This window comes from Acidovorax soli (assembly GCF_014207955.1).
Lineage (GTDB): Bacteria > Pseudomonadota > Gammaproteobacteria > Burkholderiales > Burkholderiaceae_C > Acidovorax > Acidovorax soli_A.
Window position 1 is genome coordinate 1 of sequence record NZ_JACHLK010000010.1, and the last position, 14,364, is coordinate 14,364.

Annotated in this window: 14 protein-coding genes; 3 read left to right on the plus strand and 11 right to left on the minus strand. The window is 67.4% G+C overall.

The window, feature by feature from the left end:
* Positions 1-283: 283 nt before the first annotated feature.
* Genes HNP48_RS22410 through HNP48_RS22425 form a run of 4 tightly spaced genes read right to left on the minus strand, consistent with a single transcriptional unit; the run spans position 284 to position 4,184 of the window.
* Positions 284-1,444 (minus strand): DSD1 family PLP-dependent enzyme, encoded by a 1,161-nt coding sequence (locus HNP48_RS22410; protein WP_184861266.1) that lies wholly within the window; start codon positions 1,442-1,444, stop codon positions 284-286.
* Positions 1,445-1,472: 28 nt separating this feature from the next.
* On the minus strand, positions 1,473-2,447 hold the full coding sequence (locus HNP48_RS22415; protein WP_184861269.1) for a threo-3-hydroxy-L-aspartate ammonia-lyase: 975 nt from the start codon (positions 2,445-2,447) through the stop codon (positions 1,473-1,475).
* Positions 2,448-2,499: 52 nt separating this feature from the next.
* On the minus strand, positions 2,500-3,501 hold the full coding sequence (locus HNP48_RS22420) for an ornithine cyclodeaminase family protein (RefSeq protein WP_184861271.1): 1,002 nt from the start codon (positions 3,499-3,501) through the stop codon (positions 2,500-2,502).
* Positions 3,502-3,515: 14 nt separating this feature from the next.
* Positions 3,516-4,184, minus strand: coding sequence for a transcriptional regulator (locus HNP48_RS22425; RefSeq protein WP_184861273.1), 669 nt, complete (start codon positions 4,182-4,184; stop codon positions 3,516-3,518).
* Positions 4,185-4,401: 217 nt separating this feature from the next.
* Between HNP48_RS22425 and HNP48_RS22430 the strand changes: the two genes are divergently transcribed.
* Entirely contained in the window at positions 4,402-4,761 is a 360-nt protein-coding gene (locus HNP48_RS22430; RefSeq protein ID WP_184861275.1) for an ankyrin repeat domain-containing protein, read from the plus strand.
* A gap of 14 nt (positions 4,762-4,775) precedes the next feature.
* Positions 4,776-5,057, plus strand: a complete 282-nt coding sequence (locus tag HNP48_RS22435) for a hypothetical protein (protein WP_221480311.1) — start codon at positions 4,776-4,778, stop codon at positions 5,055-5,057.
* A 74-nt stretch (positions 5,058-5,131) separates the two neighbouring features.
* Here the strand turns inward: HNP48_RS22435 and HNP48_RS22440 are convergent, their stop codons facing one another.
* The 7 genes from HNP48_RS22440 to HNP48_RS22470 all read right to left on the minus strand — a co-directional run bounded on the left by HNP48_RS22440 (position 5,132) and on the right by HNP48_RS22470 (position 12,675).
* A complete protein-coding gene (locus tag HNP48_RS22440; protein ID WP_184861277.1) occupies positions 5,132-7,267 on the minus strand; it encodes a hypothetical protein in 2,136 nt (711 codons plus the stop codon).
* Between the two features lie 154 nt (positions 7,268-7,421).
* Positions 7,422-8,255 carry a zinc-dependent peptidase gene (locus HNP48_RS22445; protein WP_184861278.1) on the minus strand — a complete coding sequence of 278 codons (834 nt, stop codon included), beginning with the start codon at positions 8,253-8,255 and terminating at the stop codon, positions 7,422-7,424.
* Between the two features lie 48 nt (positions 8,256-8,303).
* Positions 8,304-9,083 (minus strand): UDP-2,3-diacylglucosamine diphosphatase, encoded by a 780-nt coding sequence (locus HNP48_RS22450; protein ID WP_184861280.1) that lies wholly within the window; start codon positions 9,081-9,083, stop codon positions 8,304-8,306.
* A gap of 25 nt (positions 9,084-9,108) precedes the next feature.
* Positions 9,109-9,615: a peptidylprolyl isomerase gene (locus HNP48_RS22455; RefSeq protein ID WP_184861282.1), complete on the minus strand. Its 507-nt coding sequence runs from the start codon at positions 9,613-9,615 to the stop codon at positions 9,109-9,111.
* Positions 9,616-9,655: 40 nt separating this feature from the next.
* Complete coding sequence (locus HNP48_RS22460) at positions 9,656-10,237, minus strand: peptidylprolyl isomerase (RefSeq protein ID WP_184861284.1); 582 nt, start codon at positions 10,235-10,237, stop codon at positions 9,656-9,658.
* Positions 10,234-11,514, minus strand: coding sequence for a L,D-transpeptidase family protein (locus tag HNP48_RS22465; RefSeq protein ID WP_184861286.1), 1,281 nt, complete (start codon positions 11,512-11,514; stop codon positions 10,234-10,236). The genes HNP48_RS22460 and HNP48_RS22465 overlap by 4 nt, the downstream gene beginning before the upstream one ends.
* Before the next feature lie 78 nt (positions 11,515-11,592).
* Positions 11,593-12,675: a tetratricopeptide repeat protein gene (locus tag HNP48_RS22470; RefSeq protein ID WP_184861288.1), complete on the minus strand. Its 1,083-nt coding sequence runs from the start codon at positions 12,673-12,675 to the stop codon at positions 11,593-11,595.
* Positions 12,676-12,892: 217 nt separating this feature from the next.
* Between HNP48_RS22470 and cysS the strand changes: the two genes are divergently transcribed.
* On the plus strand, positions 12,893-14,272 hold the full coding sequence (cysS, locus tag HNP48_RS22475; protein ID WP_184861290.1) for a cysteine--tRNA ligase: 1,380 nt from the start codon (positions 12,893-12,895) through the stop codon (positions 14,270-14,272).
* The last annotated feature ends 92 nt before the right edge of the window (positions 14,273-14,364 follow it).

Sequence of the window (14,364 nt, forward strand, 5' to 3'; positions counted from 1 at the left end):
GCTGCATTTACAGGCCGGATATAAGGACGCAATGAACCCGCCACGTCAGAAACTCCAAAACCCGCTTGCCACACGGGAGGCGTCCATATAAGTTCATCGACGCCCACCCCAGATCCGAGCATCGCAGGCTGCCCCCGTTCGCCCGACAGGGCGAACGGGGGACGCAGACTGGGGGCCGCCTTCTCTTTGGTGACTTTCTCTTGGCGGCCCAAGAGAAAGTTACTGCGCCGCCGGGCGTACATCCCGGCCTCCGACCTCAACGCAGGCACGCAGCAACCAGATCTCACCACCCCCCAAACCGCCCCCACTCCCCCACCACAACCCCACCTTCCACCGCCCGATACTCCCCATACTGCGCTCCCGTGGCACACGCATGGTTGGGCAGGATCCGCAGTTGCCGCCCCACCGGAAAGCGCTGCGCAATGTCGCCTGCGTCCGCCGACCCGGAGCCCGCGGCCAGCGACAGGATGCCGTGCTCCTGGTTCGCACCGCTCAGCACATAGCCTTCGAGCACCGTGCCGTCCACATCGCAGACCTGGCCGTAGCCATAGTCGTGCGATTGCTTTTGCGTGCCGCGGTCGCGGCTCATGGCCATCCAGCCGGCGTCGACAATCGCCCAGCCCTTGTCCACCTGGTGGCCGATCACGGTGGTGAGCACGCTCAGCGCGATGTCGTCGGTGCTGCACACGCCCACGTTGTGCATCACCAGGTCGAAGAACACGTACACACCGGCGCGCACCTCGGTCACGCCCGTGAGGTCGCGGGCCGACAGGGCCGTGGGCGTGGAGCCCACGCTCACCACGGCGCAGGGCAGGCCTGCCGCGCGCAGGCGCTCGGCCGCGCGCACACAGCCGGCGCGCTCCTGCTCGGCCAGGGCGGTGAGGGCCTCGGGGGTGTTCAGGTCGTAGCTGCCGCCCGCGTGCGTGAGCACGCCGGCCAGGCGCATACCGCCCTCGTGCAGGGCGCGGCCCACGTCGATCAGCGTGGCCTCGTCGGGGCGGATGCCCGAGCGGTGGCCATCGGTGTCCACCTCGATCAGCACCTCGAACACCTCGCCGTGCTCGCGGCCGAAGGCCGCGATGGCCTGCGCCGCGGCGAGGTTGTCGGTGATGATCTTCAGGTTGCAGCCCTGGCGGCGCAGCGCCAGCACCTGGGGCAGCTTGTGCGGCACGGTGCCCACGGCATACAGGATGTCGGTGATGCCGTGGGCGAAGAACTCGGCCGCTTCCTTGAGGGTGGAGACCGTGATGCCCTGCGCGCCGGCTGCGATCTGCGCATCGGTCACGGCCGGGCACTTGGCCGTCTTGGCGTGCGGGCGAAAGCGCACGCCCAGCGCGTTCATGCGCTCCTGCATGCGCGCGATGTTGCGCCGCATGCGCGGCAGCTCGATCAGCGCGGCGGGCGTGTCGACCTGGGACAGGGGGATGGTGGATGCTTCTTGCATGGCGAAGGGCCCTCGTGGTCTGGATGGCTCACCCGGCGAGCAGGCTGCAGAAGCGTTCCATGTCCACGTTGCCGCCGCTGATCAGCACGCCCACCTTCTTGCCCTTGAGCTCGGCTGCGCGTGCACGCGCAGCCGCAAAGCCCAGGCAACCCGTGGGCTCCACCACCAGCTTCATGCGCGTGGCGAAGAAGCGCATGGCGTCGACCAACTGGGCGTCGCTCACGGTGAGGATGTCGTCCACGTCGCGGCGGATGATGGGGAAGGTGATGTTGCCCAGGTGCTGTGTTTGCGCGCCATCGGCAATGGTCTTGGGCGTGTCGATGTGCACGATGGCGCCGCTGCGGAACGACTGCTGCCCGTCGTTGCCGGCCTCAGGCTCCACGCCATAGAGCTTGCACTTCGGCGACAGCGCGCGCGTGGACAGGGCCGAGCCCGAGAGCAGGCCGCCGCCGCCCAGGCAGACGAAAAAGGCATCGAGCTCGCCCACTTCCTCGAACAACTCCTTGGCGGCCGTGCCCTGGCCGGCCAGCACGTCGGCATGGTCATACGGCGGGATCAGGGTCAGGCCGTTGCGCTCGGCCAGGTCGCGGGTGATCTGCTCGCGGTCCTGCGTGTAGCGGTCGTAGAACACCACGTTGGCGCCATAGCCCTGCGTGGCAGCCACCTTGGCGGCGGGTGCATCCTGCGGCATGACGATGGTGGCGGGCACGCCCAGCTCGCGCGCGGCCAGGGCGATGCCCTGGGCATGGTTGCCCGACGAGAACGCGATCACCCCGGCCTTGCGCTGCGCGGCATCGAACTTGGCAAGCGCGTTGTAGGCGCCGCGGAACTTGAAGGCGCCCATGCGCTGCAGGTTCTCGCACTTGAAGAACACCTGGGCGTCCAGCTCGGCATCCACGGTGCGCGAGGTGAGCACGGGCGTGCGGTGCGCAATGCCTGCAATGCGGCCTGCAGCGGCGACGACGTCGTCATAGGTGGGAAGGGTTTGGAGGGCAGTGGTCATGGCAGTGGTGGGTGTGGTGGATGGAGAAGAAAGCGAAGAAGAGGGGCAGGCATCACCAGGGCCAGGCGATGGCGGTGCCCAGGCCGCGCGCCAGGGCCTGGGTGTGCAGCATGCGGGCGACAGTCAGGTCCTGCAGGGCCAGACCGGTCATGTCAAAGACGGTGATGTCCTGCGCGCCGCGCGGCACCACCGGCGCCTGGCCGGTGAGCACATCGCCCAGCTCGGTGCAGGGCAGGTCGGGCGCAGCCCACTGGGCTTCGCCGAGGCTGCGGGCCTGCGCCGTGTCGTCCACGAACACGCGGACGCGCTTCAGCAGGCCTTCGGGCAGTTCGCGCTTGCCGCGCGTGTCGGTGCCTACGGCGTTGATATGGGTGCCGGGCCGCACGGCGGCGGCATCGAACAGCGCGCCACCGCCCGGTGTGGCGGTGATGAGCACGTCGCTCTCGGCCACGGCGGCGTTGGCGTCGGTGCGGTGGATGACTTCGCAGAGGTCTTTGAACTGCGCTTCGAAATCGGGCCGCTGCCGGCCGTCGTGCGTGAGGTAGCGCACGCTGGTGAGTTGGGGCAGCACCCGCAGCGCAAAGCGCAGTTGCACGCGCGCCTGCACGCCGGTGCCGAACAGGCACAAGCGCGCGCTGTCGGGCCGGGCCAGTTGCTGCAGGCCCAGCGCACCCGCGGCGCCCGTGCGCTCGGTGGTGATGGCATTGCCGTCCAGCATGCACAGCGGGCGGCCCGTGGCCGGGTCGATCAGCAGCACCGTGGCCTGGTGCGGCTCGCCGCCCTGGGCCCGGTTGGCGGGCCAGAAGCCCGCGGCCTTGAAGCCCAGCAGCCCTTGCGCCGGCACATCGCCCGACTTGATGCCGAACACGCCGCCCGTGGGCAGCGCCTCGCGCACCACGGGGAACACGCGGCCCGCGCGCTGGCTGTGCAGGGTGAAGGCCTCGTGCACGGCGCGCAGCACATCCTGGGGCTGCAGCAGGGCGCTGACCTGGTGGGTGTCGAGCAGCAGCAGGGAGGCCTGCGCGTGGTCGGTGGCGGTGGGGTGGGCGGTCATGCGCTCAACTCGCCTCACTTGGCCACGTCGCCGTACACCGTGGCACGCGACACGCCCAGGTGCTGCGCCACCACCTCCATGGCGCGGCGCACCTCCAGGCTGCCCGACTCGCGCAGCTCGCGCAGCAGCGCACGCCGCTCGGCCGCCTTGAGCGCGCGCGGCGCGGTGGACAGGCGCGCCGCGAACTGGTCGATGCGCTGGCGGATGGCCTCGGCCCCGGCCGGGTCCAGCGATTCGGTGAGCCCCGTGTCGCCATCGATGGCGGTGAACTGGCCCACCATGCTCTGCAGGCTGCGGAACTGCGTGAGGTCCACATTCAGGCACAGCGCGGCAATGTACTGGCCCGATGAGTCCTTGATGCCCACCGAGGTGCTCTTGGCCTGCCGCCCATCGGCGAACTGGTTGGCGTAGTTGGCAATCACCTGCGGGTAGTCGGGGTCGGCGATGCGTGCCAGGCCCAGCTCGGTCGTCGGTTCGCCCACGGCCCGGCCCGAGAGGTTGTTGTGGATCGCCAGGATCGACTGCCCCGGGTCCAGCAGGTCGTGCACCACCACCTCGCAGAAGGGCGCAAAGGTCGCGGCCAGGCCCTGGGCCACCTGCTCGATCTGAGAGAGCAGGGCTTTTTGTTCGGGGGTGCGCGCGGGCTTGGTGGCAGCGCGGCGGAGGGAAGGGCGTGCAGTCATGTAGACAATTTATCCAAAATTGGATGAATTGTCAAAAATTGGATGGAGTGTTCAGGTGCGATCGAAGGCGGAGGTGGGCGCAAGGGGCCCGTGTGTGGAAGGCCGGCAGACCTATGATGGCTTGGCATCGCAGGCACCTGGCCCGTCGAATGCGTGCGTGCGACCGTCAAGCTTGCGACCAAGCCCGAAGTTTCAATTTGTTGGATGAGATGAACCCATGGACAACCTTCAGGACCTCTTCAATAGGTGCCAACACACGGCAGACTGGTTCGGGTTGAAGATCAACTCGGTCAACGAGCGCAATGATTTCGGCGATACGCCACTGCATACGGTCTGCACCTGGGGCGATGTGCGCGCTGCCAGAATGCTGTTGGATGCTGGGGCCGACCCCAACGCAAAGGGCGACCAGGGTGCGACGCCATTGTTCAATGCCATCATTTCCGGGCGTGTAGAACTGGTCCAGCTGCTCCTGAACAGTGGGGCATCCAAAGGCGAGAAGATTTTTGGAGACACTTCGCCTTTTGAGTATGCGAGAAATTCCCGCGCAAATGCCGCTGTTTTGCGGTTGCTGAAGTAACCAGGGAGGGTGCGATGGACGCCCCGGAAGTGAGCAGACTGGGTTTGTTGATTGACGAGCAGCGGCTTGCCGCCATCGAAGCCCGCGCGGCAGCAGCGGCCGATGGACCTTGGCGTGCCATGCTGGAGGGGCGAGACCACAGCAGCGGCTCCAGCTGCATCGTCACCGCGACGGGCGGTATGGAGTTCGATGGTGCATCCGACGCGGACATCGAATTCATGGCGGCAGCCCGACAGGACGTGCCTTATCTCGTTGCCGAGTTGAGACGCCTTGCAGCGCGGGTCGGGAGCAAGTAGCGTTTCAGAAAAAGAGCCCTCGGACTCCGTGCCTTGGCACGGAGTCCGAGGGCTCTTGTGCTACCTGGAGCCGATCAGGGCAGCTTGACCTGGATCACCCCATTCGCAATGCTGGCGTACAGCACCGAATCACGGATGGCGATGCCGCCGGGGCGGTTGATGACACCCGGCAGGTCTCCTGCGGCAAATCCCCGGCGCCCCAGTTGTCCCACCGGGGTGCTGACCTGGCCGGCCGGTGTGATCTTGCGGATCACGCCGTTGGCGGGGTCGGAGACATACACGTTGCCGTTCTTGTCCACCGCCAGGCTGGCTGTTTTGAGCTCTGCCCGCAAGTCCACCGAGAACCGTGCGGCGGCGCCAACGCCGTCGGCGTGGCCGGGTGCGGCGTTGGGGTTGCCTGCCAGCGTGGTGACCACCCCTTCAGGCGTGATCTTGCGGATGGTCGGGCCCAGCTTGGCGCTGTAGTACAGGCCATCGACCACATACACGTTGCCCGCTGCATCGGTGGCCATTTGGCCCAACCACGCAAATTGTGCGGCCTGGCCTGTGCCATCCCGGTGCCCCACCGTGCCCTCACTGCCTGCAAACAGCGTGGCCGTTCCTTTGGTATCGACCTTGTAGATGGCACCCAGGTAGGTGGACACATAGACGTTGCCTGCGCTGTCCGCTGCAATGCCCGTCAGCGCGTTGGAGAGGAAGCGGTTGAGCAGCGGCTTCAGGTCTGCCAGGAGAACGACCTCGCACTTGTTGTTGCCCATCTTCAGGATGCGCGAATCGATGTGCGAGTACAGGTTGCCGGCTCCGTCGGTGGCCAGGGCCGATTCGCGGGACAGCAGTTCGCTCGCGAGGCCGGTGACCGCAGCGCATTGCCCGCCCGGCTGGCCCAGGGTACGTACCTGCCCATCGGCCTGCACCGTGCGGATGGTGGTGTTGCCCTTGTCGCGCACATACAGCGTGCCCGATGGACTGGCGGCCAGCGACCAGGGGTTGTCAAAGCGTGCATCGGCGCCCTGCGCATCGTTCGTGCCCGTGGGGGCTACGGGGCCTGCAGCCACCGTGTACGTGCCCTGCTCGGTGTAGCTGCGCAACTGCAGGTAGGGGTTGAGCCTGTCGCGGCCAGAGCTGCGCTCGGCCACCAGCAGTTGGCCGTCGGCCTTGGCCACCATGGCGAGCGGCTGGCACAGGTCACTCACGCCGAGGGTGATGCATGCGGTCTGGGCACGGACCACGGTCGTGACGCTGCCATCGTTGCCGACACGGTGGATAGTTGGTTGGTTGACGACACCAAACATCGGGTTCGACGAGCTGTCGACAACGTTGTCCAGAACGAACAGACGATCCGCCGGGTCGAAGGTGATGGCCCTGATATTGCGGAACCGGCCACCAGACACCACGGTGGCCTGGCCGTCCGCCATGTATTTGCGGATCACACCGTCGTTGGAGTCTGCCGAATGGAGGGTGCCCGCAGAATCGGCCGCGAGAAGCACGGGCTTGTAGGCCGTGGCGCCGTAGCCCATGTTCGAGGGGCTCTGGCTGGCCTGGGCGACCAGGGTGCTGACGGTGCCATTGGCCGTGATCTTGCGGATCCGTCCCGCCACGGCGGGGTCTGTGCCCGACCGGTCAGTGCGACCGGTGCCTTCCGCCACATACACGCTGCCTGCCTTGTCCACGGCGATGCTGGTGGGGCTGCAGAGTGTGGCGGTGGTGCCTGCACCATCCTGGTTGGCGCAGACCCCTGCCTGGCCTGCCAAGGTGGTGACAGCGCCCGCTGGGGTGATCTTGCGCACCAGGTGGCTCGCGGTGTCTGCCACATAGGTGTTGCCCGCTGCATCCACGGCCACCGCGGTGGGGGCATTGAATGCACCAGGCCCCGTACTGCCGGCCAGGGTGCTGACCTGTTCCTGGTTGGCGCTGAGCTTGCGGATCAGGTTGTTGCCGGTGTCGGCGATGACCACTTCGCCCGAAGGGCCCAGGGCCATGCCCGCGACCTGTGTGCTGAAGCTCGCGGAGCTCTTGCTGGCGCCATCCTGGTTGCCATCTGCAATCGGGTTGCCGGCCAGCAGTGACACGGCGGTTGCGGGTGCCGGTGGTGGGGCGGATGGTTCACCCGAGTCGCCAGAGCCGCCTCCACAGGCCGTGAGCATGGGGACCACCAAAGCGGCCAGCAGGCCTGTGCGTTGCAGTCGTTCGTTGAGCGCGGTGTCTGGCATGAATACTCCCAAGGTTGGATATCGGTTCTTGTTGCGCGGGGCGAGGCCGCGGCGCTTTATTGCGTCCCTTGCATTTCATGTAACGTTTTGTTGCGTGAATGCAGGCGCTGAGGCAAGCGCTATTCCAACAGGGAGTTCTTCGGAAGTCTGTGATTCAGCGCACCTCTTTGGGGCGTGTGAAAAATGCATCCAGCACGGGCACCAGCCCTGGAAACTCCTGGGTGAAGCGCGTGCGGTTCACGAAGTAGGCTTCGCAGGCCACGGCAAAGAATTCGGAGGGCGAGGTGGCGCCATACGCATCGAGCCAAGGCATCTCGGCGCCGAAGCGCTCGGCCTTGATGACGGCTTCGCGAAAATCTTCGTAGGCAGGCTCCCAGGCGTTCCACCAGGCTTCATAGGCGCCGCGGCCGGTGCGTGTGCCCATGAAGCCTGCGGGCAGGGGCGGGCAGCCGTTGGGCTCGCCCTTGTTGCGCATGTCGAGCTTGTGCACGAACTCGTGCACCACCACGTTGGTGCCGCGCTCGGTGTTCTCGCGGCCGTTGGAGGCGTGCTCCCAGCTGAGCATGATGGGGCCGCGGTCCATGGCCTCGCCCAGCAGCACCTGGTCGTGTTCGTGCACCACGCCGGCTTCGTCCATGGTCTTGCGCCGGGCCACGGCTTCGCCGGGGTGCAGCACGATGCCCACGAAATCGTCGTACCAGGCGAGGGCCTTGGCCGGGTCGCCCCAGTGCAACAGGGGCAGGCAGGCCTGGGCGGCAATGTCGATGGCCATGGCGTCGGTCACCTCCATGCCGTGCGCACCATGGAATTGCTTGTGGTGCAGGAACAAGGCGCTGAGCGCGCGCAGCTTGGACTGGTCGTGCAGCGACAGCGCCGCCAGGAAGGGGTAGCGCTGCAAGGTCTCGAGCCACAGTGTGGCCGAGATGTCGGGCACGGGGGCGACGGTGGTGCGCACGCGGCGCCAGAGCCGGTTCAGGATGGGGGGCATGGTGTCAGAGCATGCCGAAAAAACATGCCGCTGGAATTCGGACCCCTCTTACTTGGGGTCGAGTGCGATGCGTTCCAAGCCCGCCTGCGACAAACGCAGTGTTTCCAGCCGCGGGGGCAATGCGGCGGCGTCCCAGTCGCTGAGTACCACGCGGGTGAGGCCGGGGGCGAGGGCGTGCTCTGCGGGCCGGTGGGTGTGGCCGTGCACCAGGGTGTCGGCGTTGGCCGCCTGCAGCCAGGCGAGGGTGGCGGGGGTGTCCAGGTCGGCGTAGGTGGCGCCCGACTGTTTTTTGTTCTCGCTCTCCTGGCGGATGCCGCGCGCCTGGGCGCGGCGTGTGGCCAGGGGCTGGGCCAGAAAGGCCTGCTGCCAGGCGCTGCTGCGCGCCTGCACGCGAAAGCGCTGGTAGTCCACGTCGTCCAGGCACAGCAGGTCGCCGTGGCTGAGCACCAGGCGCTGGCCGCCGAACACCAGCACTGTGGGGTCGGCCAGGCCGGTCATGCCGGTGCGTTGCAGAAAGACCGGGCCGGCCAGGAAGTCGCGGTTGCCGTGCATGAAGTACAGCGGCAGGCGCTGCGAGGCGGCGAACAGTGCGGCGCAGCCCTCGGCCTCGAAACTGCCGGGCTCGTCGATGGCATCGTCGCCCACCCACACCTCGAACAGGTCGCCCAGGATGAACAGCGCATCGGCCGGAGTGCTGGCCAGGTAGTGCTGGAACGCGGCCACCGTGGCGGGCTCGCTGGCCTGCAGGTGCAGGTCCGAAATGAAATCGACCGTGCGCCAGTGCGAGGGAGCGATGAGCTCCTCGAACCGGGGCACGGTCGTGGTCACGGGGTGACGCGGCCTGCTTCTGGCTTTACAGGGCTACGGCCTTTTCAATGATCACGTCTTCCTTCGGCACGTCATCGTGGAAGCCCTTGCGGCCGGTCTTCACGGCCTTGATCTTGTCCACCACTTCGGCGCCCGAGACCACCTTGCCGAACACGGCATAGCCCCAGCCCTGGGCCGAGGGAGCGGTGTGGTTCAGGAAGCCGTTGTCGGCCACGTTGATGAAGAACTGGGCGGTCGCAGAGTGCGGGTCGCTCGTGCGGGCCATGGCCACGGTGTAGTTGGCGTTCTTCAGGCCGTTGTTGGCTTCGTTCTGGATCGGGGCGTCGGTGCCCTTTTGCGACATGCCGGGTTCGAAGCCGCCGCCTTGCACCATGAAGCCGGGGATCACGCGGTGGAAGATGGTGTTGTTGTAGTGGCCCTTGTTCACGTAGGCCAGGAAGTTCTCCACCGACTTGGGCGCCTTGGCGGCGTCGAGTTCGAGGGTGATGACGCCGTAGCCGGCGATGTGCAGTTCGACTTGGGGGTTGCTCATGGCAATGCTTTCTTCAGGAAAGGGGTGGAGGGGTCGCCGATCACTTCACGACCGTGGCCGAGGTGATGACGATGGGGGTGGTGGGCACGTTGGCATGGCCGCCCTTGTTGCCGGTGGCCACGGCCTTGATCTTGTCGACCACTTCGGTGCCGCTCACGACCTTGCCGAACACGGCATAGCCGTGGCCGTCGGGGCTGGGGGCGTTCAGGCTGTCGTTGTTCTTCACGTTGATGAAGAACTGCGCGGTGGCCGAATCGGGGATGGACGTGCGCGCCATGGCCACGGTGTAGAGGTCGTTCTTCAGGCCGTTCTTGGCTTCCAGCGGGATGGGCGAGCGCGTGGGCTTTTGCTGCATCTCGGGCGTGAAGCCGCCGCCCTGGATCATGAAGCCGTCCATCACGCGGTGGAAGATGGTGCCGTCGTAGTGCTTGGCGTTCACGTAGGCCAGGAAGTTCTCGACCGTCTTGGGGGCCTTGGCGGGGTCGAGCTGCAGCACGATGTCGCCCATGGAGGTGGCGAGCTTGACCTTGGGGGCGTCCTGCGCCTGGGCCGGGGCGATGCCGACGAGGGCGGACAGTGCGATGCTGGCCAGCGAGAGGGCCGCGTTTCTCTTGGAAATCATCCAATCACTCCTTCAAAGAATATCTGCCATTGCTGGCCCTTGCGCTTCCAGTACTGGCGCTTGACGGGGCCGGTGCGTGCGCCTTCGGCGACTTCGCCGAACGTTACCACCATGGTGTCGGCGGCGTCCGTCCAGCGCAGGTAAGACTTGTCCTTGAGCTGTATCTCGCGGCCCTTGAGGGCGCGCGTCTCGGCCTGCAGCACGCTGGTCCATTCGGTCAGCGGCTTTTGCCGGTAGCTCTGGAAATCGGGCGCATAGAAGCTGGTCAGCTTGGCCATGTCGCCCTGCGATTTGGCGCTGCGCCAGGCGTTGAGCACGGCCTCGAAGGCCTTGCGCTCGGCCTGCACACTGTGCGCGGCCACCCACTGCAGCTGGCGGGCGATCACCACGGGGGTGGAGCGGGGCTCCACCTGGCGCAGGATGCGCTCCAGGTCGGGGTTGGCCAGCACCACGCAGCCATCGGTGGCCAGCGGCGCGCGCGCGAACTGGTCGGGTGGCGTGCCGTGCAGCCAGATGCCGCTGCCGGTCTTGCCGCGGCTCTGGTCCAGCGGGTTGGGGTAGTTGATGGGCAAGGCCCCGGCGCCGTAGAAGTCCTTGAGCGTGGCGGGGTCCAGGCGGCTGGTGATGAAGTACACCCCGAGCGGTGTGCGCTGGTCGCCTTCGACCAGCTTTTCGATGCCCAGCTTGCCGACCGAGGCGTAGTAGTCGGCCACCAGCCTGAGGCCCTTGTCGGTGTTCTCGAACAGGTACAGGCGCGAGCGCGAGGCGTCGATGGCGATCGCATGGCGCGAGCGCGAGGAGAGCTCCAGGAACTGGGCCGGCATGCGGTCTGCGCCCGGGCGGTTCCTGTGGGCCTGCACGCGCTGCAGCGACTCGGTGCGCAGCTCGTCGAGCATGCCGCCGGCCTCGGGGGCGCGCGCGGCGTCGGTTTCGGGCACGTCGCCGAGCTTGCGCACGGGCCGCACGCGGGCGTTGAGCAGGTCACCCAGGGCCAGTTGCGCCAGCTGGAAGTTGGGGTAGTCGCGCGCCAGGCTTTCGGCGCGGGCCAGGGCCTCGCGGCCGCGGCCTTCGCCGGTGAGCTGGTAGACCTCGAGCAGGCGGGTTTCGGCCTGGCCGTCGCGCAGCGCCTCGGGCGCCTTGGCGGGCTTGGCCGCGGCGCCCGTGCGCATGCGCGCCTGCGGGTTCTGCGCGAAGGCGGGCAGGGCCTGCGCAGCGCTGGCCATGGCAATGACAAAGGCCGCCGTGCGGCGGCCCCAGGGGGACGGCTCCACCATCATGTCCGTGCGTCGTTCAGGGGCTGGTGTGTTGGCCAGCCCACGCGGTGGTGGGCACCGTCGCCATGTCGTGCATGCCCATCAGCCGCCGGTGGATTCCCGCACGATGGCCCAGCGGCCGCCGTTCTGCACCAGGTCCAGCGTCTTGCGGCTGGTCACGTTGAGTGCGTCGGCGCTGTAGGCCTGGCGAAAGCGCGCCGTGGCCTTGTTGCCGCTCACGCTCACGGTGATGTCGGAGACCTGCACCGCGATCTTGGACTTGCCCACGATGCGCGCCTCGCGCTCTTTCTCCCAGGCGGCGCGGGTCTGGCGGCCTGGCGGGTCGAAGTCCTTGTCGTAGGCGGCCAGGTAGGCCTTCATGTCCTTGGCGGCCCAGGCGGCAGCCCAGGCCTGCACGGCGGCGGTCACGTCCTGGGTGGCGGCCGCTGCGGCTGCCGGAGCGGCCGGGGTGGCTGCTGCTGCCGGTGCCGGGGCTGCAGCGGCTGGCGCCGGGGCGGGCGTGGGAGCTGCCGCAGGCGCAGGGGCGGGTGCCGCCGGGGTTGCTGCCGGCGCGGGCGCCGGTGCCGGGCGCTGGGTGGCCACCACGGCGGGGGCTGGCGCGGGAGCGGCGGCGGCAGGGCGCTTGCCCGCCGGGTCGGCCGAGAACAGCTCGCGGATCAGCGCCAGCTTGGGCTTGACGGAGTTGGCATTGGTGGCGTCGAGCTGCAGCGCCTTGTTGTAGGCCTGGCTGGCCAGCTTGGCGTAGATATCGCCCAGGTTCTCGTGCGCCGTGGCGTAGCTGGGGTTGGTGCGGATGGCCATCTCCAGCGCGGTGCGGGCCTTGTCCAGCTGGTTCTGGTTGGCGTAGAGCACAGCCAGGTTGTTGTAGGGCTCGGGCAGCTCGGGGTACTCTTCGGTCAGCTTGGTGAAGGTGGCGATGGCCTCGGCGGGCTTGCCCGAGTCGGACTGGGCCACGCCACGCAGAAAGCGCAGCTGCGGGTCACGCGGGTTGGCCGCCAGGCGCTGGTCGGCCTTGGCCAGGGCGTCGCCCGCCTTGCCGGCCTTGAGCAGTTGCGTGATGTCCGCGTAGTCGTCGGCCGCATGCGCGAGACCGGAGCCGATCAGGGCGGTCAGGGCCACCAGGCGCAGGAGTCGGGGGAGGGTGCGGCTAACGGGTTGCTTCATGAGGGTATGGAAGGTGTTTGACAGCGTCGGACCCTGGCGGGGCTTATACTGCGGCGGATTGTAGCTGAGGGGGTGGTCATGACGGTGCGCTGTTGCCGCTGGTGATTTCGATGGGCGCCCACGCTGGGCGCGCCCCTGTCGGGGCCTGTTTCCCGCTGCTGCCGGGTGAACAGGCTTCACCCACACCCCCCTGCCGATTTCCCCAGACTGACATTCCATGAGCTTGCGCATCTACAACACGCTGTCGCGTGAGTTGGAGAACTTTTCCCCGCTCGAACCTGGCCATGTGCGCATGTATGTGTGCGGCATGACCATTTACGACCTGTGCCACATCGGCCACGCCCGCATGATGATGGCGTTCGACGTGGTGCAGCGCTGGCTGCGTGCCAGCGGCCTGCGCGTGACCTACGTGCGCAACATCACGGACATCGACGACAAGATCATCAAGCGTGCGCTGGAGCGCGGCATCACCATCCGTGCCCTCACGGACGAGATGATCGCCGCCATGCACACCGACATCGCGGCCCTGGGCATTGAGCCGCCCTCGATCGAGCCGCGCGCCACCGAGTACGTGCCGCAGATGCTCTCGCTCATCGGCACGCTCGAAGGCAAGGGCCTGGCCTACCGCGCCAGCAATGGCGACGTGAACTACTCGGTGCGCAAGTTCGACGGCTACGGCAAGCTCTCGGGCAAGTCCATTGACGAGTTGCGTGCGGGCGAGCGTGTGGCCGTGCTCGACGGCAAGGAAGATCCGCTTGATTTCGTATTGTGGAAGGCCTCCAAGCCCGAGGAGCCGCCCGAAGCCAAGTGGGACAGCCCCTTCGGCTCGGGCCGCCCCGGCTGGCACATCGAGTGCTCGGCCATGTGTGGCGCGACGCTGGGCGAGACCTTCGACATCCACGGCGGCGGCATGGACCTGCAGTTCCCGCACCACGAGAACGAGATCGCCCAGAGCGAGGGCGCCAACGGCAAGCCCCTGGCGAAATTCTGGGTGCACAACGGCTTTGTGCGCGTGGACAACGAGAAGATGAGCAAGTCGCTCGGCAACTTCTTCACCATCCGCGAGGTGCTGGCGAAGTACGACGTCGAGACGGTGCGCTTCTTCATCGTGCGTGCCCATTACCGCAGTGCCCTGAACTACAGCGATGCCCACCTGGACGACGCGCGCAATGCCTTGAAGCGTCTGTACACCGCGCTCAGCCTGGTGGCGCCGGCCCCCGTGGCCGCCATCGACTGGGCCGACCCCTACGCCGCGCGCTTCAAGGCCGCGATGGACGAGGACTTCGGCACGCCCGAAGCCATGGCCGTGCTGTTCGAGTTGGCGGGCGAGGTGAACAAGACCCGCTCGGCCGAACTGGCCGGCCTGCTCAAGGCCCTGGGCGGCTGCCTGGGGGTGCTGCAGGGCGATCCGCAGGCCTTCCTGCAGGCCGGTGCCGGGCTGGACGAGGCCGCCATCGCCGAGCAGATCGCCGCGCGTGCTGCCGCCAAGGCCGCCAAGAATTTTGCCGAGGCGGACCGCATCCGCCAGGTGCTGCTGTCCCAGGGCATCGTGCTCAAGGATTCGGCCGCCGGCACCACCTGGGAGGCGGCCCAGTAAGTAAGAGCGAGCGGCCCACAAACCCTTCTGGCGTCGTTGCTGCGCCGAGTTGTGTGGTCCGCTCCAAGCGATAGACAGACAGATAGATAGAT

Bases quoted from the DNA above. Each gene is read 5' to 3' on its own strand.
- HNP48_RS22430 (WP_184861275.1), top strand. From the start codon at position 4,402: ATGGACAACCTTCAGGACCTCTTCAATAGGTGCCAACACACGGCAGAC.
- cysS (WP_184861290.1), top strand. From the start codon at position 12,893: ATGAGCTTGCGCATCTACAACACGCTGTCGCGTGAGTTGGAGAACTTT.
- HNP48_RS22440 (WP_184861277.1), bottom strand. From the start codon at position 7,267: ATGCCAGACACCGCGCTCAACGAACGACTGCAACGCACAGGCCTGCTG.
- HNP48_RS22460 (WP_184861284.1), bottom strand. From the start codon at position 10,237: ATGATTTCCAAGAGAAACGCGGCCCTCTCGCTGGCCAGCATCGCACTG.
- HNP48_RS22470 (WP_184861288.1), bottom strand. From the start codon at position 12,675: ATGAAGCAACCCGTTAGCCGCACCCTCCCCCGACTCCTGCGCCTGGTG.
- HNP48_RS22465 (WP_184861286.1), bottom strand. From the start codon at position 11,514: ATGATGGTGGAGCCGTCCCCCTGGGGCCGCCGCACGGCGGCCTTTGTC.
- HNP48_RS22435 (WP_221480311.1), top strand. From the start codon at position 4,776: ATGGACGCCCCGGAAGTGAGCAGACTGGGTTTGTTGATTGACGAGCAG.
- HNP48_RS22415 (WP_184861269.1), bottom strand. From the start codon at position 2,447: ATGACCACTGCCCTCCAAACCCTTCCCACCTATGACGACGTCGTCGCC.
- HNP48_RS22425 (WP_184861273.1), bottom strand. From the start codon at position 4,184: ATGACTGCACGCCCTTCCCTCCGCCGCGCTGCCACCAAGCCCGCGCGC.
- HNP48_RS22445 (WP_184861278.1), bottom strand. From the start codon at position 8,255: ATGCCCCCCATCCTGAACCGGCTCTGGCGCCGCGTGCGCACCACCGTC.
- HNP48_RS22455 (WP_184861282.1), bottom strand. From the start codon at position 9,615: ATGAGCAACCCCCAAGTCGAACTGCACATCGCCGGCTACGGCGTCATC.
- HNP48_RS22420 (WP_184861271.1), bottom strand. From the start codon at position 3,501: ATGACCGCCCACCCCACCGCCACCGACCACGCGCAGGCCTCCCTGCTG.
- HNP48_RS22410 (WP_184861266.1), bottom strand. From the start codon at position 1,444: ATGCAAGAAGCATCCACCATCCCCCTGTCCCAGGTCGACACGCCCGCC.